Genomic DNA, 21,473 nt, shown 5'->3' with positions numbered 1-21,473 from the left:
CAGAGATTTTGCAGATCCAAGACCAAGGCCTCAAAACCACAAAAAACCACCGCAAGGAAAACCAAGAGGCCTTCCTCTTAACCGTTCGGCGATTCGATTGGAGCGCGGAACCTATTGAAACCAACCCTGGAAAGCAAGAAGTTTTTCAACCCCTCAACTCCCCCAAAACTCCCGAAACCAAAGTCCCAAAAGCCTCAAAGGCCGGCCCGTCTCCGAGCGAGGCAGCCCTATACGGGCCACCATTTTACACCGCAACCAGATTCTGAAGGCGGAGGAAAGATTCTCACCGACTCTCGGTCGGTCGAGCCGCAGCCCCGCCGCTCAGCCCGCCGCTATATAGGTCTTGAGGCTTTCGGCCTCGCGGGCGTGTTCTTCGATCTGGCGTTTGACGAGGTCGCCGATCGAGACGACGCCGACCAGGGTCTCTCCGTCCAGGACCGGCAGATGGCGGATCCGCCGGTCCGTCATCCGACTCATGACGGTCGACAGGCTCTCGCGCGGCTGGGCGAAGATGACCTTGGCGGTCATATAGTCCTGAACGGCGCGCGCGAGGGCCTTCGGCCCGTCGGCCGCCACGGCCTTGACCACATCCCGTTCCGAAAAGACGCCCACGACGGCGTCTCCGTTCTGGACCACCAGAGCGCCTACGCGTTTGGCGTCCAGCGCCTGACACGCCTGGGCCACCGTCACATCGGCGGTAATGGAATAGACGGCGTTTCCCTTGGTCTTGAGGATCTCGGCGACGAACATCGCGGCTCCTTCTCTCTGTTAGGAGACGACCGCAGGGCCGGGATGGCGACAGGGCCGCTCGGACCGATGATCGCTCAGGGACGCCGGGGAATCAAATGGCCGAATCGGCGCCTGAGCGTCCCGCCTGCGACGTCGTTCCGAAAGCGCGTCCCAGGGGGCCGATCGCGAGCAGCCCGGCCAAGAAGCCGAAGGCATGGGCCTCCCAGGCGATTCGCGCGCCGTCGGCGCCGGGGGCATAGCCGATCAGGCCGGTCACGGCGTTGACCGCCATCCAGACGATGGAAGCCGCGATCACACGCCGGTCCAACAGGCTGAGGACTCTGCCGCCCCTCCAGCCCTGTGGCGCTCCCATCAGTCGGGTCGCCCCGCCGATCAGCCCAAAGACGGCGCCCGACGCTCCCACCATCGGATCGGAAGATCCCCAATGCACCAGCCCGTAGCCCAGGGCCGCGATGACGCCACACCCTATATAGAAGAGCAGAAAGACGCTCGATCCGAAGCGTTCGCCAAAAAGCCGCGCGACCGGCGCGCCGAAGGCCAGGGCGCCGACCGCATTCATCAGGGCGTGGGCCCATCCACCGTGCAGCAGCATGGCGGTGAACAGCCCGCCCCAACGGCCGTCCTGCAGATCTATCGGCGCAAAGGCCATGCTGGCGCCCATGTCGGGCAATTGGCGCTGAAAGAAGAACAGCACCGGCATGGACAGGGCGACCACGACCACCGACAGGGGCGCGTTGAATACAGCCTCTGATTTGGGCGGATCTGAATGCGGGGGGCCGTCGAATCGATCGTCAGGTTCGGACATGGTTTTCAATGGGTGACGATTTCGCCGATCTCAAGCGCTTCTTAATAACCTTAACCCAGTTTAGCGGGTGGATCGCGGTTCGATCCCTTGGTTCGTCGACGCGCAAGGAGTCCCCATGCCGGTCCAGAGGCCGATCGCCCCCCTGACGATGGCGCTTGCGGTCGTCCTGGCGGTCCCGACGCTGGCGGCCGCCCAGACCACGGGCTCGGCCGGCGCAGCGCGCTTTCAACAAGGCTATGGGGCGGCGCGAAGCGCCACCCAGGCCGCCGCGACCGGCTCGACACGCGACGCCAACGGCAACCGCATCATCGTCAACGGTCTGATCCAGTCCGGCGCCTCCTCCTATTCCAGCCAATCCGGCGGCGTAGCCTCGGCCTATGCCGGCGCCGGCGCATCGAGCAGCGGGGGCGCGGCCATCGGCGGCTCGACCGCCGTCGGCAATCAACTGAATGTGGTGGTTCAGGGCAGCCACAACACCGTCATCGTCAATTCGAAACAGACCAACAACGGCGACGTCACCGCCGGCACGGCTCTGAACGGAAGCCTCACCCTGCCATGAGCCGACCTGTCTTCATTCGCACCGGCGCTGCGTCGATTGCGGCCGCCCTGCTGCTGGCCGGCTGCGTCAGTCCGGTCGCAGGGCCGTCGGGCCAGTATGCGACGCCGATCGGCAATGCGCCGGTCACCGCCAACCCAACCCCCTATTCGACCGCCCTCTACTGCCTGGCCGACTACGCCCGCCGCTATAATCTGCCCTCGCCGCGCATGGCCGTGGGGCGGATCAGCGACTATACGGGCACCGTCTCCTCCGACGGCGGGCGCCAGATCACCGGCGGCGCCTCGCTGATGGCCAACTCGGCCCTCGCCAAGGCCGGCGCGCGGATCGTCGAACGTTACGACACCTCGGTGTCGGAGCTTGAGCTGCGCTACGCCAACAACAAGCTGATCGGCGACAGCACGCCCAGCGCCCAGGGGCCGGAAGACACCCAGTACCGCCGCATCCTGGCCGGCCAGGTGCCGGGCTCGGACTTCTACATCGTCGGCGGCATCACCGAGGTGAACTACAACATCCGCTCGGGCGGATTCGACGCCGCCGTGGGCGAGGTGGACAGCGACCGGCCCGATTCCGGCATCGCCACCCACCGCACCTATGTGATGAACATCGCCATGGATCTGCGGCTGGTTCAGACCACGACCCTGGAGGTCGTGGACGTGGTCTCCTATCAAAAGCAAATCATCGGCCGCGAGATCTCGGCGGGCGTGTTCGACTTCCTGAACGGCAATGTCTTCGACATCTCGGCCGGGTCCGGCGGGATGGAGCCGGTGCAACTGGCCGTCCGCGCCCTGGTCGAACGGGCCACGGTCGAGTTCATGGCCAATCTTTACGGCGCCCCCGGCCCCGAAATCTGCCTCAACGCCGCCAACGACCCGCTCGGCGATTCCACCGTCGGTCCCACCGGCGGCTATTACCCGGCCTATCCCACTACGGAGACGAACAATGGCCAGACCCGCGCCGATCCGTCTCGCTGGCATGATCGCCGCGACGGCGACGTTCGCCGCTCTCGCTACTGAGACGAGAGCCCAGCAAGCGCCGGTCTGCGACGCCCAGACCGGCTCCACCTGCACCAGCACCCAGACGATGACCGGCGAGGTCACCGGCGCGGTGAACCTGGACGTCGCCGTGGGCCAACTTCAGGTGACCAATGACGTTGCGGGCAATCTTCTGGTCGGAGGCGTCGATCAGGCGGCCGCCGATCTGACCGCGCGTCAGACCATGACGGGTCCGTCCGTCACGGCCCGCACCGCAGTGCGGGCGCCGACCGCCCATATCGAAGACGGCGCCGCCGTCGCCACCACGGCGGCGGCCAATCGGATCGCGCTCAGCGGATCGTCCGCCTCGATCACCGGCGCCCTCGACCAGTCAGCCCAGACCCCCGTCCTGGCCGAGACCGTCGCCGATATTCAATACATCCCCGCCCCCGCCGACTTTTCCGCCCATGCGGCGGCCAACCTGGTCCAGGCCTCGACCAACGGCGCCTCGCATCAGGATTTGACGGTGCGCCAGACCAACGCCCCCTCGACCATCGAGGCCCGCACCGACGTCTATGTCGACAACGCCTGGAACCTGGCCGCCCGGGCCGGCGCCGGGGGCAACCGGATCGTCCTGTCGAACGCCGGCGGCTCTCTGGTCGCGACGAGTGACCAGACCAACCAGGGCCGTGTCCGCGCAGCGGCCCGCGCCCAGACCAATTTGCAGGGCCAGACCACAGTCGCCGCCCGCGCCGTCGCCAACGAGACCGTCGCCGGCAACCAGGACATATATCTGGAGCTGGACAACACCCAGCTGAACACCGGCGGGGTCGAGGCGACCGCGACCTATGCGGGCGTCAGCGGCTATGACGCCTATGTCGGCGCCGAGGCCGTGGGCAACAGCGTGACCGGTTCCGCCTGCTCGCAATGCGGCGGCGAGGTCCATGTGACCAACAGCCAGACCAACGACGCCAATGTCACGGCCACGATCAACGCCACCATCGGGTCCGGCCGCGCCGCGGTGGTCGGCGCCACCGCCGTCGGCAACAGCGCCACCTTCTATGTCAGCCGGCCGGGCGGCTGAGGGAGTAAGGTCCGCCGAGAGACGCAGCCGCCGCGATATCTCGCCCAGCGCGCCCCTTTTGCCGAAAGGCCCCGCCGTGAACGACGGGGCCCTCCTTAATATCTATCAGCGGCCAAGCTTAGTGGGGCCGGGCGCCGCCGCTGGCGGAAACGCCGGCCGAGACGGCTGCGCCGTTGCGGTCCGCGGACGCCGATCCGTTGACGCCGGCGTTGGCGGAGGCGCGGTGCGTGGGGGTTTGGGTTTGACCCGAACCCGATGAGGAGCCGCTGACCGAACCGCCTCTGCTGGACAGGGCGCTATTCACCAGACCCGACCCCTGGGCCTGGCCTTCGCCTTCAATGGAGCCCGCAGCGTTGGCGGCGCCGTTGACGGTTCCGTTCAACGCACCCTGGGCCTGGCCTTGGGCGGCGGCAGCGGTAGAAGCGACGCGGTTTCCAGCCGTGACGGCTGCGTCCTCGGCCCGAGCGAGCGCGCGCTCGGCGGCTGCGGCGGCGCGGGCCTGGGCCTGCTGAGCGCGACGTTCCGCGCGGGTCAGGGTCTGATCGGTGGTCGAGGTGACGCCGTCACGGATGCGCGAACCGTCCACCGCACCGGATACGCTGCCGGCCAGGGACCCGGAGCCGCCGATCTGGCCGCCCATCATGCTCCCGACCGGGCCTCCGAGCCCGCCGGTCAAACCACCGGTCAAGCCGCCGGAACCGCCCAGAACCTGGGCTTGCGATGCACCGGCCAGAGCCAGGCCAAAAGCGACGGTCGCGGTCATCAGGGTCTTCTTCATGGTCAATCTCCTGCATGTCTCGGGCATCTCGCCCTCACAGGATCCAACGACCGGCCGTCGAGGTTTCATCCCGACCGCTCGAATTTTTACCGAGCCAGCCGCCCGGGCGCGCCCATGGTCTGTGGCGAAACGCGCGAAGCGACGCCGACCAGTCCTTGGCCATAAATCGGGTCGCGGCCCCGCGCGCCCAGATCCTCGGCGCTACGTCCCAAGGCGGCCTGGCCCTGGCGCGCCAGAAGTCCAGCCACGATCGGCGCGGCGAAGGAAGTTCCCCGCACGCTGGTCCACCCACCGCCCGGAGCCGCAGCGGCCATATCGGCGCCGGGCGCGGCGAAGGCCACCTGAGGGCCGCGCGCGGCCTCCGGCAGAACCTGGTTGCGGGCGTTCACGGCGGTCACGCCGACCACCCCGTCGTAGGCGGCGGGATAGAGGGCCGGGGCGGCCGGGCCGTCGTTGCCGACAGCGGCCACCACGGTCAGGCCACGGGCTTGGGCCCGCTGAATCGCGCGTTCGACTAGAGCGTTGCGCGGGCCGACCAGGCTGATGTTCACTACCGACACTCTTTGCTCGACCATCCATGCCAGAGCCTGGGCCAGGGCGGTCGATGAGCCGTTCGCCGCTTGTCCACCATAGATGTCTGCGACGCGCAGATCGGCGCCCGGCGCGCCGCCGGCGAATGGGCCGGCGCGGCCGACCATCAGGGAGGCGACCGCCAACCCATGGGCGCCCATACGCGGAGGGCCGGCGAAACCTCGCTGCACGATCTGCGCCCCGGCCAGGGCGGGATGGGTGGCCTCGACGCCCGTGTCGATCAAGCCGAGCGTGGGGCCTGTCTCTCTACGACCGTTGGAGGATAGACCCACCAGTCCGGTCTCCGCCGACGGCACGGCGCCGGCGAGGTCATGGACATGATTGAAGGTGATCTCCGCCTGCGGGTCCAGTCGCTTCAGTTGCGCGACGGCCCGCGCCAAGGCCAGACCCCGCGGCGGGGCCAGAATGACACTGGACAGGTCCAAAGCGTCCAGCCGCTCCTCCCGCAGCAGCGTAAACCCCGCCCTCATCGCCTGGTCGCGGGCGGCGGGCGACAGGTCCAGGGCCACGATCTCGCCGCGCACCACAGGCCAGCCCTGAGGGTCGGCCTCCAGCGCCCCATTGGACCGCCGCACCAGTTGCGCCAGACGCGACGGCGCCCTCAAGGCGTCCTCGACCGCCTGGCGGCCCATGCGATCAATGTCATCCAGACCCGGTAGTCCCTCCGTCAAACGGTCAGGCAGGCGATCCGGCAGACCCTGCCCCGATCCCGGAAGGCTGGGAACGGGCAGCGATCCGATCTGTGCCCGTGCCGGCGTGCCCGCAGCCAGCGACACCAGCAGCAGCGCCGCCAGGCCGGCCCAGGCGGAGGTCCATGTCCATCTCATCGTCGGCTCCTTCGACCGCCCACGCCAGTTCGCCCTTGCCTCACGCTGCGTTCCGTTCTCGATATGCCATGGATGAAACGCTTGGGCTCATTCGTTTCATCCGCATGGAAAAGGACGACACGTGGACGATTTTCAGAGGGGGCTGGTGGAGCTTCTGCCGCGCCTGCGCCGATTCGCCCGCATCCTCCGCCCCCACGACGCAGACGCGCAGGATTTGGTGCAACAGACGGTGGAACGCGCCCTGGCGTCGCGGCGCGGTTTCAAGACCGGCACGCGGCTGGACAGTTGGACCTTCACCATCATGAGACGGATCGCCATAGACGACGGTCGCGCACGCCAGCGCTGGGGCCGGGTCCTGACGCCCGAGGACGAGGCCACGGCCCGTGTGCCCGACGCCGCCCAGGCGGACGAAGGTCTGCGCGCCGACGCACGGCTGGTGCGCGACGCCATCCACGCCCTGCCCGAGGATCAGAAACATGCGGTCGCCCTCGTCCTGGTCGAGGGCCTGTCCTACGCCGAGGCGGCCCAGGTTCTGGGCGTGCCCGCCGGCACCCTGACCAGCCGTCTGGTGCGCGGCCGTCAGACCTTGATGCAGACGTTGGCCGAGCAGGGAGTGACGGGATGAACATCGACGATGAAACCCTGATGCGTTGGACCGACGGCGAACTGGCGCCCGATGCGGTCGCACGGCTGGAAGCGGCGGCCCGGACCGACTCCGCCCTGGCCGAACGGATGGCGACGGCGCGACGGTTGCGCGCGGCGACGCAGGCGGCCTTTCTGGTCCAGGTCGATCCCCGCGACCGTGATCTGTCGCGCCTGATCGCCAATGGCGGCCACGTCCGCGCAGCGCCGTTGGCGGGTTTGAAAGCCTGGTTGTCCCAAGCCCTCGCGCCGCGCCAGGCGCCGATCTGGGGCGGGCTGGCTGCGGCGGCCTTCGTCGCCGGGGTGCTGATAGGGCCGGGCATGAACAGCGGCTCCGGCATCCGTGTCGCCGAGGACGGCGTCCTTGCCGACAGGGATCTGGTCAAGGTCTTGGATCGCCGCCTCGCGTCAGAGGGGGCGGACAACGCCGGTCGGGCCGTCGGTCTGACCTTCCAGGACGGCGAGGGCCGCTGGTGCCGCACGTTCCAGGCTCGAGACGACGGGCTGGCGGGCCTGGCCTGTCGCCGGTCGGACGGCTGGACCGTCCAGGCCCTGGCGCCCCTGTCGAGTCCAACCGGCGAAGTCCGCACGGCCTCGTCCGACACCCCCGCCGCGGTCCTTGGCGCGGTCGATGCCCTGATCGCCGGTCCCTCCGCCGACGCCGTCACTGAGGCGCGCGCCCGCGACGAAGGCTGGCGCTAGTCCGCGAACGGATTCCCTCTTCAAATTCACCGCTTGCAAAGCGCCTTCGACCCCGGAGGGGGCGTCGGGCGGTGCAAAAGGTCGCCTTGCCCTCGCCCCCACGCTCCCCTACTGCGGACAAAAGCCGCTCCGTCGGGGGTTGCGGCGTTGGGAGTGAGTTCATGCGTTCTGCGCGTCGTCTGCTGCTGCTGGCAGCCTCCGGGTTGGCTTTGTCGGTGGGGGCGTTCAATGCACCGGCCCTGGCCTTTGCGCCCGCCGCCGTTCAGGCCGGGGCACAGGTTGGGGGCCAGGTTCCCCCGTCCGACCCCTGGGCCCAGACGGCCAGCGATGTTCCGGCCGATCCGGCGGTGCGGTACGGCCTTTTGCCCAACGGCATGCGCTACGCCCTGATGCGCAACGCCACCCCGCCGGGTCAGGCCTCGTTCCGGCTGCGGATCGACGCGGGCTCGCTGATGGAGCGGGACGACCAGAAGGGGCTGGCCCACTTCATGGAGCATATGGCCTTCAACGGGACCAAGGACATCCCCGAGAACGAGATGCTGCGGATTCTGGAGCGGCTGGGCCTGGCCTTCGGCGCCGACACCAACGCCTTCACCAGCTTCGACCAGACCGCCTATATGTTGGAGCTGCCCAACACCCAGGACGAGACGGTCGATACGTCGCTGCGGGTCATGCGACAGATGATGGGCGACGCCCTGATGGCGCCGGAGTCCATCGACGCCGAGCGCGGCGTGATCGAGGGCGAGGAACGCAGCCGCAACAGCCCGCAGATGCGGGTGCTGAAGACCCAGCTGGCCCTGCTGGCGCCCGGTCAGCGCCTGTCGCAACGTCTGCCGATCGGCGACCTGGAGGTGATCCGCACCGCGCCGCGCGAGCGCTTCGTGGACTTCTATGACGCCTACTATCGCCCGTCGCGGGCGACCTTCATCGCCGTGGGCGACTTCGACCTGGACGCCATGGAGGCCAAGGTGCGCGGCGCCTTCGCCGACTGGACGCCCAAGGCCGCCGACGGCGCGGAGCCCGACCTTGGTCAGGTGCAGCCGCGCCAGCCCCAGACCAGCATCATTGTGGAGCCGGGCGTACAGTCGTCGATCCAGATCAACTGGATCAAGGCGCCGGATCTGGATCCCGACACCTTCAACGAACGGGCCGAGGACATTCGCCGCAGCCTGGGCTTAGCCGTGCTGAACCGGCGGCTGGGCGAGATGGCGCGGGCCGACAATCCGCCCTTCCTGGGCGCCGGCGCCGGCTATCAGTCGCTGTTCGACAGCCTGGACGCGGGCGTCCTGTCGGTCAGCTTCACCCCCGGCCAGTGGAAGCGGGCCCTGGAGACGGTCGAACAGGAGGCGCGCCGCCTGACCCAATACGGTGTGACCGCGCCTGAACTTCAGCGCGAGATCACCGAATACCGCACCTCGTTGCAGAACGCCGTCGCCACCGCAGCGACCCGCTCCACCCCCGCCCTGGCCGGCGCCCTGCTGAACGCCGTCAACAGCGATACGGTCTTCACCGCGCCCCAGCAGAGTCTGGACCAGTTCGAACGGATCGTCGCCGATCTGACGCCTGAACAGGTAGACGCCGCCGTCCGACCTGTATTCGAAGGCCAGGGGCCGCTGGTGCTCTTCACCAGTCCGGTCCCGGTCGAGGGCGGCGAGGCCGCCGTCACGGCCGCCCTGGAAGCGTCGCGTCAGGTTCCTGTGGCGGCTCCGGCCGATCAGGCGGCCCTGGAATGGCCCTACGCCGACTTCGGCGCGGCGGCGACCCCGTCGTCGCGCACTGAGGTGTCGGACCTGGGGGCCGTGCTGGTGCGCTTCCCCAACGGCACGCTGCTGAACATCAAGAAGACCGACTTCCGCGACGATCAGATTCTGATCAGGGCCAAGACCGGCATCGGCTCGCTGGGCCTGCCGACAGACCGCTTCTCGCCCCTGTCCCTGGCCGATACGGTGCTGAACGCCGGGGGCCTGGGCAAGCTGACGGTGGATGAGGCGGATCGGGTCCTGGCGGGTCATGTGATCAACACCTCGGTCAGCCAGGGCGAGGACGGCTATGTCTTCAGCGGCTCGACCCGGCCTGAAGATCTGGCGCTGGAGCTTCAGGTGCTGACCGCCTTCCTGACCGATCCGGGCCTGCGCCCCGCCCCGCTGCAGCGCGCCCAGGCGGCCTATCCCCAAACCCTGGAGCAACTGACGGCCACCCCCGGCGGCGCCTTTGCGGTGAAGGGCGGCGCGATCCTGGCCGGGGGCGACAAGCGCGCCGCCACGCCGACGGTCGAGGAGTTCCAGTCGGTTCAGATCGAGCCGCTGCGCGAGCAGATCAAGGCCGCCCTGGCCTCCGGCCCGGTCGAGATCACCGTCGTCGGCGATGTGGACGTGGATGCGGTGATCGCGGCCGTGGGCTCGACCTTCGGCGCCCTGCCCGCCCGCGGCGCGGCGCCGACGCCGCCGGCCGGTTCGGCCGAACGGCGCTTCCCCGCGCCCACGGCGACCCCGGTCCGGCTGACCCACACCGGCCAGGCCGAACAGGCCCTGGGCGTCGTGGCCTGGCCGACGACGGACCAGATCGGCGACCGCACCACCTCGCGTCAGCTGTCCCTGCTGTCGGCGGTGCTGCAGCTGCGGCTCAACGAAGACATCCGCGAGAAGCAGGGTCTGGCCTATTCGCCCAACGCCGGCTCCAGCACCTCCGACGTCTTCCCCGGCTACGGCTATATGGTCGTGGCGGCCGAGACGGCGCCGGAGTCCCTGCCGAAACTGTTCACCGCCGTTGACGCCATCGCCGCCGATCTGCGCGACAATCCGATCGGTGAGGACGAACTGAACCGCGCCCGCCGCCCGGCGCTGGAGCGTCTGCGCCGCAGCATGGCCGACAACGGCTATTGGCTGACCCAGTTGTCCGAGGCCCAGTCGGACCCCGCCTCGCTGGACCAGACCCGCAACAATATCGCGGTACTGGAAGCCGTCACAGCGGCCGACCTGCAACGGCTGGCGCAGCATTATCTGAAGCCGGACACGGCCTGGCGCGCCGAGGTCGTCTCGGACAAGCTGGCCCAGTAAGAAAAACGGCCCCGGTTCGAAAGAGCCGGGGCCGAGCCCTTTCCAGGGCAGTTTTCAGGATCATCGACGGAGACGTCGACGCCCCCATATCTCGCACGCGGCGCCTGAGCCGAGGCTGAACGGGGCGTGTCAGCCCCGGTTCAGAAGACCCGGCCGCCGACGCCGCCGTCCAGGGTGATGGCGCCGGTGACGACCGTCGCGCTCTGCACCTCTTCGCGGTATTCGGTGTATTCCTCTTCCCGGTACATGGTCAGGATCTTCACCCCGGCGCCGTAGCGACGCAGCAGGGAGCGCTCGTTGCAGTCACGCTCGGGCTTTTCGGGGCGGCATTCCAGCCGACCTTCGCCGCCGAACCACAGGGCCTCGTGCTTGTTGCAGGTCAGGGTCGTGCCGTGGTCGAATTTGATCTCACCCTCATAGTCCGCGATCGTCGCCTGAAGCCAGGTGCCGGCCAGGCAGCGGTAGATTTCGCCCTCATAGCCGTCGGCGATCTCGCGGTCCGGCTTCACCTGAGAGGCGGGATGCGGCACCTGGCGATCGTCGATACAGACGGCCTGGATCACCACGCGCTTCATCATCCGGCGATAGGCGGTGAAGGGCGTCCGCACCGTCTGGGCCAGACCCTCGACGGCCAGGCCCTGAATGGTGGTCGGATAGGGTTGGTCCACGGTCACATAAGCCGCACCGCCGCCCCCACCGTAGCCGTAACCGCCCGCAAAGCCGCCGGCCCGGGCGTTGATATAGGCCCGGGCGCCAGCGTTTGCGTTGGCGCCGGCGTTGGCGGACGCACCGGCGTTCACATTGACGTTCACATTGACATTGGTGTTGGACGACCAGTGGCCCCCCCCCGCCGCAGGAACCGCCGTCTCCGCAAGAGGGCGGGGGCGGCGGCGGCTCGCAGCAGGGCGGCGGCGGCGGCTCGCAGGCCGGTTGGCCGCAGCTCTGGGCGGCAGCCGCGCCGGCGACGCCCAGCATGGCCGCGCCGGCCGCCAGACCCAGCATCAATTCCTGATCCGCTGCCGCATCGGCGGGACTCCCGAACGAATTCTCATCTCGCCCGAACAGACTTCCGGACGATCCAAACTTAACCAAGACGGCAAAAGCCTTTCGTTTCCGTTGAGACGCGGCGGTGTTCGGGATGGCGCAATGCCGCATCCGTCTGCTAGACCGCCTCCACAATGACCGTCCGCGTCCTCATTCGCCTGATTTCGATTAGCCGCCCGGCGTAGCGCCTCTGGGCCCTTGGCCCCGTGCACGCCGGGAACGACCGCCCCTAGAGGGTGAACCCGCCCTCAAGCAGCGCGAAGCGCGATAGGGCGAACGAAGACAGCGAACGCTCACCCCACGACGCCGAGACGACCCATGGCCGACGCCACCGACACCACCGACACCCCCTCCGGCCGCGACTATCGCGACACCGTCTTCCTGCCCGAGACGCCCTTCCCCATGCGCGGCGGCCTGCCGCAGAAGGAGCCGGCGATCCTGGAGCAGTGGGGCGACCTGTACGGCGCCCTGCGCGCCGAGCGGCAGAAGCAGAACGCGCCCCTGTTCGTCCTGCACGACGGCCCTCCCTACGCCAACGGCGACATCCACATCGGCCATGCGCTGAACAAGACGTTGAAGGACTTCGTGGTCCGCAGCCGTTTCCTGCTGGGCTATGACGTCGACTACGTCCCCGGCTGGGACTGCCACGGCCTGCCGATCGAGTGGAAGATCGAGGAACAGTTCCGCGCCAAGGGCCGCCGCAAGGACGAGGTGTCCAAGGACGAGTTCCGCGCCGCCTGCCGCGACTACGCCGGCAAATACATCGACCTGCAGCGCGACCAGTTCCTGCGCCTGGGCGCGGTCGGCGACTTCGCCAACCGCTACGCCACCATGGACTTCAAGTCGGAAGCGGCCATCGTCGCCGAATTCCACAAGTTCAAGAACTCGGGCCAGCTGTATCGCGGCTCCAAGCCCGTCATGTGGTCGCCGGTCGAGCGCACCGCCCTGGCTGACGCCGAGATCGAGTACCATGACCATGTGTCGCCGACGATCTGGGTCAAGTTCCCGGTCACGGGCGCATCCGACGACCATCCCGACGACCTCTTGTCCTTCCGCAGCGGCACGCCCTCGGTCGTGATCTGGACCACCACCCCCTGGACCATCCCGGCCAACCGCGCGATCAGCTACGGCCCCGAGATCGCCTACGGCCTGTACGAGGTCACGGCCATGGAAGAGGGTCTGGAGTTCGCGCCCTGGGCCAAGCCGGGCGACCGTCTGATCGTCGCCGACAAGCTGGCGGAAGACGTGTTCAAGGCCGCCAAGATCGCCGCCTGGACCCGCGTCTACGACATCAATCCATCGGGCCTGGAATGCGCCCACCCGCTGGCCGCGCTCGACAGCGGCTACGGCTTCTCCGTGCCCCTGCTGGCCGGCGACCATGTGACCGACGACGCCGGTACGGGCTTTGTCCACACGGCGCCGGGCCACGGCGCCGACGACTTCGAGGTGTGGAAGGCCCACGGTCATCACGAGGTGCCGGACACGGTCGATCCGGACGGCGCCTATTATCCCACCGTCCCCCTGTTCGCCGGGCTGAAGGTTCTGGAGACCGAGGGCAAGAAGACCGGCAAGTTCGGTCCCGCCAACGGGGCGGTGATGGAGAAGCTGATCGAGGCCGGCAATCTCTTGGCGCGCGGGCGGCTGGAGCATTCCTATCCGCACTCCTGGCGGTCCAAGGCGCCGATCATCTTCCGCAATACGCCGCAGTGGTTCATCCGCATGGACCAGCCCTTGAAGAGCGGCGACACCCTGCGCGAAACGGCGTTGAACGCCATCGACGACACCGCCTTCCACCCGGCGGCGGGCAAGAACCGCATCCGGTCGATGGTCGAGGGGCGTCCCGACTGGCTGGTCAGCCGCCAGCGCGCCTGGGGCACGCCGCTCGCCATGTTCATCGACAAACAGACCGGCCAGCCCCTGCATGATCCCGAGGTCGACGCCCGGATCGTCAAGGCCGTGGCCGAACACGGCGCCGACATCTGGTTCACCGCGCCGGACAGCGACTTCCTGGGCGCTCACGACCCGGCCCGCTACGAAAAGGTCGAGGACATTCTGGACGTCTGGTTCGACTCCGGTTCGACCCACGCCTTCACCCTGGATCCGCGCCTGCCCGAGCACGGCTATACGGGCGACCGCCCGGCGCATTGGCCGGCCGACCTCTATCTGGAAGGGTCGGACCAGCACCGCGGCTGGTTCCAGTCGTCGCTGCTGGAAGGTTGCGGCACCCGTGGCCGCGCCCCGTTCAAGGCGGTCCTGACCCACGGCTTCACCCTCGACGAGAAGGGGGAGAAGATGTCCAAGTCCAAGGGCAATACGACCGATCCCCTGACCATCATCAAGGAGAGCGGCGCCGACATCCTGCGCCTGTGGGTGGCTCTGGTCGACTATTCCGAGGATCAGCGGATCGGCAAACAGATCCTGCAGACCACGGTCGACGCCTATCGCAAGCTGAGGAACACGGTCCGCTATCTGCTGGGCGCCTTGGCCGACTTCGACGAGGCCGAGCGGCTGACCGACTACGACCAGTTCCCGCCGCTGGAGACGTTCATCCTGCACCGCCTGTGGGAGCTGGACGCCCATGTGCGCCAGGCCTACGCCGAATACCGATTCCAGGACGTGGTGCGCCCCGTGCTGGAGTTCTGCTCCAACGACCTGTCGGCCCTGTATTTCGACATCAGGAAGGACAGCCTGTACTGCGACCGCCCCGACGCCCTGCGCCGCCGGGCCTGTCGCACGGTGATGGACGAGGTGTTCGCCCGCCTGACCGCCTGGCTCTCGCCGCTGACGCCCTTCACCATGGAAGAGGCCTGGACCACGCGGTTCCCGGAAGGTGGGAGCAACTGCCTGCGGGTGATGCCGGGAACGCCGGCGGAGTGGGAGAATGCGGCCGAGGCGGCTCGGTGGGCGAAGATCAACACCGTCCTGGAAGTCGTCAACGAATCCCTGGAGGCCGCCCGTCGCGACAAGCGGATCGGCGGGGCGCTGGACGCCTGGCCCACCGTAACGGCCCCGGCCGTGACCTTCGCCCCGTTTGACGGCTTGGACGCGGCCGAGATTTTCCGCACCTCTGGCGCGGAACTGGTCGAAGGCGAGGCCCTGGCCGTAACCGTGAACCTGGCCGAGTATCCGAAATGCGCCCGTTCGTGGCGGCGCGTGCCGGATGTCGGCTCCGACCCCGACTATCCCGACCTGTCGGCGCGCGACGCCGACGCGGTCCGGTACTGGGACCAGACGCGGGGCTGACCTCAAGATCCTCCCCCGCTTGCGGGGGAGGTGGGCCGGCGTCCGCGCAGCGGACCAGGCTCGGAGGGGGAAGTGTCGCTCAGGAAGAAGACCTCCCTCATCGTCAGGCGTGTCGTTGCGCGCCGGGAAGGTCTGAACGCGACACTGCGTCATCTTGAAAAAGCGGCCTGCGGCCACCAACTGCGACGTCTCCGTACAGCGCGCCCTTCCCCTTCGCAGGAGCCCCGATGACGCATGCCGACAGCCTGATTCTCACCCTGGTCGGAGGCTTCGTCCTCGCCTTTGTGTTCGGCATGTTGGCCAATCGTCTGAAGCTGTCGCCTCTGGTCGGCTATCTGGTCGCGGGGATCGTCGTCGGTCCCTATACGGCGGGGTTCGTCGCCGATCTGGAACTGGCGCCCCAGTTGGCCGAGATCGGCGTCATCCTGCTGATGTTTGGAGTCGGTCTGCATTTTTCGCCCAAGGATTTGATGCAGGTGCGCAAGGTCGCCGTGCCTGGCGCCCTGGTCCAGATCGCCGCCGCCACCGCCCTGGGCTGGGCTCTGGGCCGGACCTTGTTGGGCCTCGGCGACGTCGAGGCCCTGCTGATGGGCTTCTCCCTTTCGGTCGCCTCCACCGTCGTCCTGCTGCGGGCGCTGGAAGAGCGCAAACAGGTCAAGGGCGAGATCGGGCGGATCGCCGTCGGCTGGCTGATCGTCGAGGACATGGTGATCGTCATCGCCCTGGTCATGCTGCCCATGATCCTCGTCCCGGCCGGAACCCAGGCCGACCTGGGCGCCCTGGGCATGAACATCGGCTGGACCCTGTTGAAGGTGGCCCTGTTCGTCGCCGGCATGCTGGTGGTCGGCGGGCGTCTGATCCCCTGGCTCCTGGTGCGGATCGCCCATACCCGGTCGCGGGAACTCTTCACCCTGGGCGTCCTGGCGATCGCCCTGGGCATCGCCTGGCTGGCCTATTATCTGTTCCATTCGTTCGCCCTCGGCGCCTTCCTCGCCGGGCTGGTCATGAACGCCTCTCCCCTTGGGCATAATGCGGCCGAACGGTCCCTGCCCCTGCGGGACGCCTTCGCCGTCCTGTTCTTCGTCTCGGTGGGCATGCTGTTTGACCCGATGATCCTGGTGCGCGATCCGCTGGCGGTTCTGGGCGTCCTGGCCATCGTCATCGTCGGCAAGTCGCTGGCGGCCCTGGTCATCACCCACGGCTTCAAGCTGGATCGCTCGACCGGCCTGACCGTCGCGGCCTCCCTGGCCCAGATCGGCGAATTCTCCTTCATCCTGGCGGCCTTGGGCGTCTATCTGGGGGCCATGAGCCGAGAGACCCACGATCTGATCCTGGCGGCGGCCCTGCTGTCGATCTCGCTGAACCCCTTCGTCTTCCTGCTGACGGATCGGATGGGAGGGCGGCCCCGCCCGCCCGTCGCCGGCTCGCCCGAGGCCAAACAGGCGGCGATCGACCACGCGGCGGAAAAGGCCGCATCGAATCCGGCCACCGCCTGAGCCTACGCCTCTTGGCGGGCGCTCGGGATCGTCGTTAACTGCGGCCATGGACGAGACCCTTTCAGCCCAGGCGGTGCTTCACTACGGCGACGGGGAGTTCGCAGTGCTGAAGCCCGGCCGTTTCGTGCGCTGCGCCGTGACGGAGAAGCCCATTCCCCTGGAGGTGCTGCGGTACTGGAGCCCCAGCCGGCAGGAAGCCTATTTCGGCCCGGCCGAGTTCATCGCCCGGATGCAGCCTGAATGATCGGCCGCCGGCCGCTGCTGCTGGGCCTGGCCTCTGCGGTTGCGACGCCCCGCGGCCTGGGCGCCGCCGCGCGCGGCGAGACGCCGTCCGCCCTGCCCCTGGCGATGAACGGCGCCTGGCGACAGGGCGGCTACGCCCTGGGTCGCACGGCGCCGCGCGCCCTGATCTTCGTGGATGGCGAGGCCCTGAGCACCGCCTCCGCCGACGGCCTGTTCATCGTGGGCTTTGACCGAGACGCCGCCGGAGAGGTGGAAATCGAAGCTCGCGACGGCGCGCAATCCACCCGACGCCGCATCGCCGTGGCCCCCTATGACTTCCCCTCGACCCGGATCGACGGCCTGCCGCCGGCCACGGTCGAGCCCAGCGATCCGGCCCTGCTGGAGCGCATCCGCCAGGAGGTCCTGGTCAAGACCGAGGCCTTCGCCAGCCGGGCTGATACGGACGACTTCCGCGACGGCTTCGTCTGGCCGCTGGAGACCTATCGCGTCTCCAGCGCCTGGGGCGCCCAGCGCGTTTTGAACGGCACGCCCGCGCGGTCCCATTACGGCGTCGATCTGGCCGCGCCGATCGGAACCGTCATCCGGGCGCCGGCCGACGGCCGCGTGATCTTCACCCGGCCCGACATGCATTTCGAGGGCGGTCTGACCCTGATCGATCATGGTCAGGGGCTGATCAGCGCCTATCTTCACCAGTCGCAGATCGACGTCGCGGCCGGTCAGACCGTTCGTCGCGGCGATCCGATGGGGCGGGTCGGCATGAGCGGCCGCGCGACCGGCCCGCACCTGTGCTGGCGCTTGAAATGGCGCGACCGCAACCTGGAACCCTCGCTTCTGATCGGCGCCCGGCCGCCCGAGCGCCTGGCCTGATTCGCGGCCGCTTGCCTGCCTAAGGGAAATCCCTTATATTGCGCCTTCGTGCTAGGCGGGGGGCCGAATGCCGCATCTTCAATCGCTGAATGTGCTGCTGGTCGATGACAATCAGCACATGCGCACCATCGCAGCGGCCGTCCTGCATTCCGCCGACATCCACCGGGTGTATGAGGCCGGCGACGGGGCGGAAGCCTTCGAGGTTTTGCGCCGTCAGCCCATCGACCTGGCTCTGGTCGATTACAACATGTTCCCGATGGACGGGGTCGAGTTCACCCGGCGGGTCCGGAACCGCCCCGACAGCGCCAACATCTATCTGCCCATCATCATGATGAGCGGCCATGCCGAGAAGCACCGCGTCTACGCCGCCCGCGACGCCGGGGTCACCGAGTTTCTGGTCAAGCCGATCACGGCCAAAGCCATTCTGGACCGGATCAACGCCGTCATCTTCCGACCCCGTCCGTTCGTGAAGACCGCCACCTATTTCGGACCCTGCCGCCGTCGCCGCGAGGCCGACGACTACTGCGGCCCGTTCCGCCGCTCCGCCGACGGGGCGGCCGCTTCCAACGCGGCGTAAACCCGGTCGGGCCACCGTTTGTGGACCCAGAACCAGTCTTCGGGAACTTCGCGCACCCGCTCTTCGACGAAGCGGTTGGCGGCCTGGATTCCGGCCAGGACGTCGGCGGCCTTGTTTTCGGTTTCACGCACTGTGATCGGCTCATGGGCGGTCACGCGAAAGCGCGCCCCAGGCAGCCGCACCACCGACAGCGGCTGCATCACGGTTCCGAACTTCAGGGCCAGCCGCGCCGCGCCCGGCGAGGCGTTGACGGGCTGACCGAAAAACTCGACCTCCGGCCCCTGATTGTATTTCTGGTCGACCAGCAGGGCGATGGAATCGCCCCGCTTCATCCCGGCCATCAGATCGCGCGTCCCGTCCCCCTTGGGCGCGAACAGCCGGATGCCGTAACGCTCTCGGCTCTTGCGGATCTGGGCGTCGACATAGGGATTGTTGGCGGCGCGATAGGTGACTTGGCACGGCACGCCCGAGGCCATGATGACCGCCGCCATGACTTCGAAATTGGCCAGATGGCCCGAGATCAGCACTGCGGGGCGCCCGCTGTCGCGCAGGGCGTGCAGCCGCTCCATCCCCACCACCTCGACCCGCCCTCCGGCCGGGGTCAGCTGATCCATCACCGCCAGTTCGGCGAAGGTGCGGCCCGTGCGGTCCCACTGTTCGCGCGCCAAGGCCTCGCGACGATCCGGCGGCATCTCGGGAAAGGCGATGCGCAGATTTCGCATCACCGTCTTCTGCGTGCCGGTCAGCGGCCCCAGGGTCCTCAGCAACCAGCCCCCCAGGGCCGAGGCCCGCTCGACGCCCAAAAGGCGCAGGAAGGCGAACAGGGCCTGAAAGCCGACGGCCTCCAGGCGCCAGATGACGTCCTGCTTCCAATCTGTGGCGCGACCGCCCCTTGGGCCGTCTGCGCGCGTGTCTTCACCAGGCAATCGTCAATCCGCCGTCCACCACCAGGGTCTGTCCGGTCACATAGGCCGAAGCAGGGCTGCACAGATAGACCGCCGTGCCCGCGATTTCATCGGGCTGGCCGATCCTTTTCAGCGGCGCCGGTTCGGTGACGGTTTTCAGCAGCTCCGGATTCTCCCACAGATATTTGGCGAAGTCGGTCTGGACCAGGCCCGGCGCGATGCAGTTCACGCGCACATTGGACGGTCCCCACTCCACGGCCAGATTACGCACCAGCTGCATGTCGGCGGCCTTGGAGATGTTGTAGGCGCCGATCAGGGCGTTGCCGCGCAAGCCCCCGATCGAGGAGATCACCAGGATGGCGCCGTCCTCGCGCTCCACCATCTGTGGGGCGACCATCTGGATCAGCCAATGGTTGGAGATGACGTTGTTCTGAAGGATCTTTTCGAACTGCTCGTCGGCGATCCCGGCCATCGGCCCGGCGTAGGGATTGGTCGCGGCGTTGCAGACCAGGATGTCGATTCGGCCGAAGGCGGCGTTGGTTTCATCGACCAGCCGTTGCAGGTCTTCCTTGGAGGCGATGTTGGCCGGAACCGCGATGGCGCGGCCGTCTCCGTACTTTGCGTTGATCTCGGCGGCGGCCTCATCGCAGGGTCCGGCCTTGCGCGAGGATATGACGACCCGGGCGCCGTGTTCGGCCAGACGCTCGGCTATGGCCTTGCCGATGCCGCGCGATGAGCCGGTGATGATGGCGACCTTGCCGGTGAGATCGAACAGTTCCATTGCGTTTCCCTTGAGTTTCGCCGGGTTATTTGCAGCCCGGCTCTAGCCGAACGCCATTGATAGCCTGATACTCAGGCGATTCCATCCGGGAGTGGCCACCGCCAGCCGATGCGCAACCTGACCACGGGCTTTCTCTACTTCGCCTATCTGTTCCTCGGCATGACCGTGGGGGCCTTCCTGTGGCGTGCGGGTTTGGGCGCCGGCGCAGGCGTGGCGGGGGCGATCGGCGCCCTGGGCCTGTTGGGCGCCTTCCACGGCATCGTCACCGGCATGGCGGCGCGCCGCGCTCTGAAGAAGGAAATCGATCAGGTCCGCGAGGCGCATCGGCTGCTGGCCGATGCGATGGAATCGACCCAGGGCGCCCTGACCGAACTGGCCCAGGCCATTGAAAGCGGCGCCCTGTCGGACACCGACGCCCTGACCGGCGAAGTTCGGATGCTGGAGACCCTGGTCCAGCAGATGAGCGACAGCATCGACCAGCGTCTGGCCAGCGCGCCCAGTCTGGGCGTCGAGACCTTCGAAGGCCGCCGCCAGGCCCAGTCCAACGTTCTGCTGCGGACCATCCACGAGGCGCTGAGCCAGGGGCGGGTCGATCTGTATCTTCAGCCCGTCGTCTCCCTGCCGCAACGCCGCACCCTCTTCTATGAGAGCTTCACCCGCCTGCGCGACGCCAGCGACCGGGGGATGATGCCGGCGGAGTATCTGTCCCTGGCGGAGGGCGAGGGCCTGGTGCCGGCGATCGACAATCTGCTGCTGTTCCGCTGCGCCCAGATCGTGCGCCGGCTGTCGCGCCAGGACCGTAAGGTTGGGGTCTTCTGCAACGTCGCCCTGACCTCCTTGGGCGATGAGACCTTCTTCCCGCGCTTCCTGGACTTCCTGAACGAGAACCGCGACCTGAACCAGGCCCTGATCTTCGAACTGGGCCAGGCGACCTTCGACGCGCGCGGCGCGGTCGAGGCTCGCAACATGGCCAAGCTGGCGGACCTGGGCTTCCGCTTTTCGCTGGACAAGGTCCAGACCCTGGACCTGGACTTCGCCGATCTGCAGCGTTCGGACGTGAAGTTCATCAAGGTGGCGGCCGATCTGCTGATCGAGCAGCTGCTGGACCTGGACGGCGGCGCGCCCTTGCGCTCCATGCCCGACATTCAGGCGGCGGATTTCGCCGCCTTGACCCGCCGCTACGGCGTCGAGGTGATCGCTGAAAAGGTCGAGGCGGAACGTCAGGTCGTCGATATCCTCGAACTGGACGTCGCCATGGGCCAGGGCCATCTGTTCGGCGAGCCCCGCGCCATCAAGGAACAGGTGCTGGCCGAAACCGACCCTCCGGCCGAATTCCTGCGCTCCACCCTGCGCAGCGCTGAGCAGCGGCGTCGGTTCAGCTGATCGCTCCATATCTGTCTCCTCCCCATGACATGGGGAGGTGGCGCGGCGCGCCTTCCGCGCCGTGACGGAGGGGTTCTTCCGCACCCCAGGCGCCTCTGCGGCGTCAAGAGCCCCTCCACCGCTTCGCGGTCCCCTCCCCATTTCATGGGGAGGAGACTTTCGTCAGCCC

The 21,473-nt window shown here is 68.0% G+C and carries 20 protein-coding genes; 13 read left to right on the top strand and 7 right to left on the bottom strand.

Features of this window, described 5'->3' with window-relative positions:
• Positions 1 to 266, top strand: a 266-nt coding sequence (locus tag JMT67_RS16355; RefSeq protein ID WP_233455959.1) for a hypothetical protein, incomplete at its 5' end; no start/stop codon positions are given.
• Between the two features lie 55 nt (positions 267 to 321).
• On the opposite strand, the gene JMT67_RS16125 is transcribed toward JMT67_RS16355, so the two are convergent.
• On the bottom strand, positions 322 to 750 hold the full coding sequence (locus tag JMT67_RS16125) for a CBS domain-containing protein (RefSeq protein ID WP_054765009.1): 429 nt from the start codon (positions 748 to 750) through the stop codon (positions 322 to 324).
• A gap of 91 nt (positions 751 to 841) precedes the next feature.
• On the bottom strand, positions 842 to 1,555 hold the full coding sequence (locus JMT67_RS16120) for a rhomboid family intramembrane serine protease (protein ID WP_201464187.1): 714 nt from the start codon (positions 1,553 to 1,555) through the stop codon (positions 842 to 844).
• A gap of 115 nt (positions 1,556 to 1,670) precedes the next feature.
• Here JMT67_RS16120 and hfaA point away from each other — a divergent pair, with 115 nt between their 5' ends.
• Genes hfaA through hfaD form a run of 3 tightly spaced genes read left to right on the top strand, consistent with a single transcriptional unit; the run spans position 1,671 to position 4,169 of the window.
• Positions 1,671 to 2,114, top strand: a complete 444-nt coding sequence (gene hfaA, locus JMT67_RS16115) for a holdfast anchoring protein HfaA (protein ID WP_054765008.1) — start codon at positions 1,671 to 1,673, stop codon at positions 2,112 to 2,114.
• On the top strand, positions 2,111 to 3,127 hold the full coding sequence (gene hfaB, locus JMT67_RS16110; protein ID WP_201464186.1) for a holdfast anchoring protein HfaB: 1,017 nt from the start codon (positions 2,111 to 2,113) through the stop codon (positions 3,125 to 3,127). Before hfaA ends, hfaB begins: the two co-directional genes overlap by 4 nt.
• Positions 3,054 to 4,169, top strand: coding sequence for a holdfast anchor protein HfaD (gene hfaD, locus JMT67_RS16105; RefSeq protein WP_233455958.1), 1,116 nt, complete (start codon positions 3,054 to 3,056; stop codon positions 4,167 to 4,169). Before hfaB ends, hfaD begins: the two co-directional genes overlap by 74 nt.
• A gap of 118 nt (positions 4,170 to 4,287) precedes the next feature.
• On the opposite strand, the gene JMT67_RS16100 is transcribed toward hfaD, so the two are convergent.
• Positions 4,288 to 4,947, bottom strand: a complete 660-nt coding sequence (locus JMT67_RS16100; protein WP_201464185.1) for a hypothetical protein — start codon at positions 4,945 to 4,947, stop codon at positions 4,288 to 4,290.
• Positions 4,948 to 5,033: 86 nt separating this feature from the next.
• Positions 5,034 to 6,365 (bottom strand): S8 family serine peptidase, encoded by a 1,332-nt coding sequence (locus JMT67_RS16095; protein WP_201464184.1) that lies wholly within the window; start codon positions 6,363 to 6,365, stop codon positions 5,034 to 5,036.
• Positions 6,366 to 6,486: 121 nt separating this feature from the next.
• Here JMT67_RS16095 and JMT67_RS16090 point away from each other — a divergent pair, with 121 nt between their 5' ends.
• The 3 genes from JMT67_RS16090 (at position 6,487) to JMT67_RS16080 (ending at position 10,765) form a co-directional block, all read left to right on the top strand.
• Complete coding sequence (locus tag JMT67_RS16090) at positions 6,487 to 6,990, top strand: RNA polymerase sigma factor (RefSeq protein ID WP_201464183.1); 504 nt, start codon at positions 6,487 to 6,489, stop codon at positions 6,988 to 6,990.
• Positions 6,987 to 7,709, top strand: a complete 723-nt coding sequence (locus JMT67_RS16085) for an anti-sigma factor family protein (RefSeq protein ID WP_201464182.1) — start codon at positions 6,987 to 6,989, stop codon at positions 7,707 to 7,709. Before JMT67_RS16090 ends, JMT67_RS16085 begins: the two co-directional genes overlap by 4 nt.
• Before the next feature lie 161 nt (positions 7,710 to 7,870).
• A complete protein-coding gene (locus JMT67_RS16080) occupies positions 7,871 to 10,765 on the top strand; it encodes a M16 family metallopeptidase (protein ID WP_201464181.1) in 2,895 nt (964 codons plus the stop codon).
• A gap of 140 nt (positions 10,766 to 10,905) precedes the next feature.
• Here JMT67_RS16080 and JMT67_RS16075 read toward each other — a convergent pair whose 3' ends face one another.
• On the bottom strand, positions 10,906 to 11,577 hold the full coding sequence (locus JMT67_RS16075) for a hypothetical protein (RefSeq protein WP_054766857.1): 672 nt from the start codon (positions 11,575 to 11,577) through the stop codon (positions 10,906 to 10,908).
• A gap of 550 nt (positions 11,578 to 12,127) precedes the next feature.
• Here JMT67_RS16075 and ileS point away from each other — a divergent pair.
• The 5 genes from ileS to JMT67_RS16050 all read left to right on the top strand — a co-directional run bounded on the left by ileS (position 12,128) and on the right by JMT67_RS16050 (position 18,235).
• Complete coding sequence (gene ileS, locus JMT67_RS16070; RefSeq protein ID WP_201464180.1) at positions 12,128 to 15,052, top strand: isoleucine--tRNA ligase; 2,925 nt, start codon at positions 12,128 to 12,130, stop codon at positions 15,050 to 15,052.
• A 227-nt stretch (positions 15,053 to 15,279) separates the two neighbouring features.
• Positions 15,280 to 16,548, top strand: a complete 1,269-nt coding sequence (locus JMT67_RS16065) for a cation:proton antiporter domain-containing protein (RefSeq protein ID WP_201464179.1) — start codon at positions 15,280 to 15,282, stop codon at positions 16,546 to 16,548.
• 46 nt (positions 16,549 to 16,594) lie between these two features.
• A complete protein-coding gene (locus JMT67_RS16060; protein ID WP_054764998.1) occupies positions 16,595 to 16,792 on the top strand; it encodes a DUF2093 domain-containing protein in 198 nt (65 codons plus the stop codon).
• Positions 16,789 to 17,658 (top strand): M23 family metallopeptidase, encoded by an 870-nt coding sequence (locus JMT67_RS16055; protein WP_201464178.1) that lies wholly within the window; start codon positions 16,789 to 16,791, stop codon positions 17,656 to 17,658. Before JMT67_RS16060 ends, JMT67_RS16055 begins: the two co-directional genes overlap by 4 nt.
• A 67-nt stretch (positions 17,659 to 17,725) precedes the next feature.
• Entirely contained in the window at positions 17,726 to 18,235 is a 510-nt protein-coding gene (locus tag JMT67_RS16050; protein ID WP_054764996.1) for a response regulator, read from the top strand.
• Here the strand turns inward: JMT67_RS16050 and JMT67_RS16045 are convergent.
• Complete coding sequence (locus JMT67_RS16045; protein ID WP_152949703.1) at positions 18,178 to 19,161, bottom strand: lysophospholipid acyltransferase family protein; 984 nt, start codon at positions 19,159 to 19,161, stop codon at positions 18,178 to 18,180. The genes JMT67_RS16050 and JMT67_RS16045 overlap by 58 nt on opposite strands.
• A complete protein-coding gene (locus JMT67_RS16040; RefSeq protein ID WP_201464177.1) occupies positions 19,151 to 19,921 on the bottom strand; it encodes an SDR family NAD(P)-dependent oxidoreductase in 771 nt (256 codons plus the stop codon). The genes JMT67_RS16045 and JMT67_RS16040 overlap by 11 nt, the downstream gene beginning before the upstream one ends.
• A 108-nt stretch (positions 19,922 to 20,029) precedes the next feature.
• Between JMT67_RS16040 and tipF the strand changes: the two genes are divergently transcribed.
• Positions 20,030 to 21,304: a flagella assembly cyclic-di-GMP phosphodiesterase TipF gene (tipF, locus tag JMT67_RS16035; RefSeq protein WP_201464176.1), complete on the top strand. Its 1,275-nt coding sequence runs from the start codon at positions 20,030 to 20,032 to the stop codon at positions 21,302 to 21,304.
• Positions 21,305 to 21,473: the final 169 nt, after the last annotated feature.

The sequence above is a fragment of the Brevundimonas aurantiaca genome (genome assembly GCF_904830995.1).
GTDB classification, from domain to species: domain Bacteria; phylum Pseudomonadota; class Alphaproteobacteria; order Caulobacterales; family Caulobacteraceae; genus Brevundimonas; species Brevundimonas aurantiaca.
The sequence above is the reverse complement of the archived record's forward strand: the minus strand, read 5'-3'. Positions and strand labels throughout refer to the sequence as shown.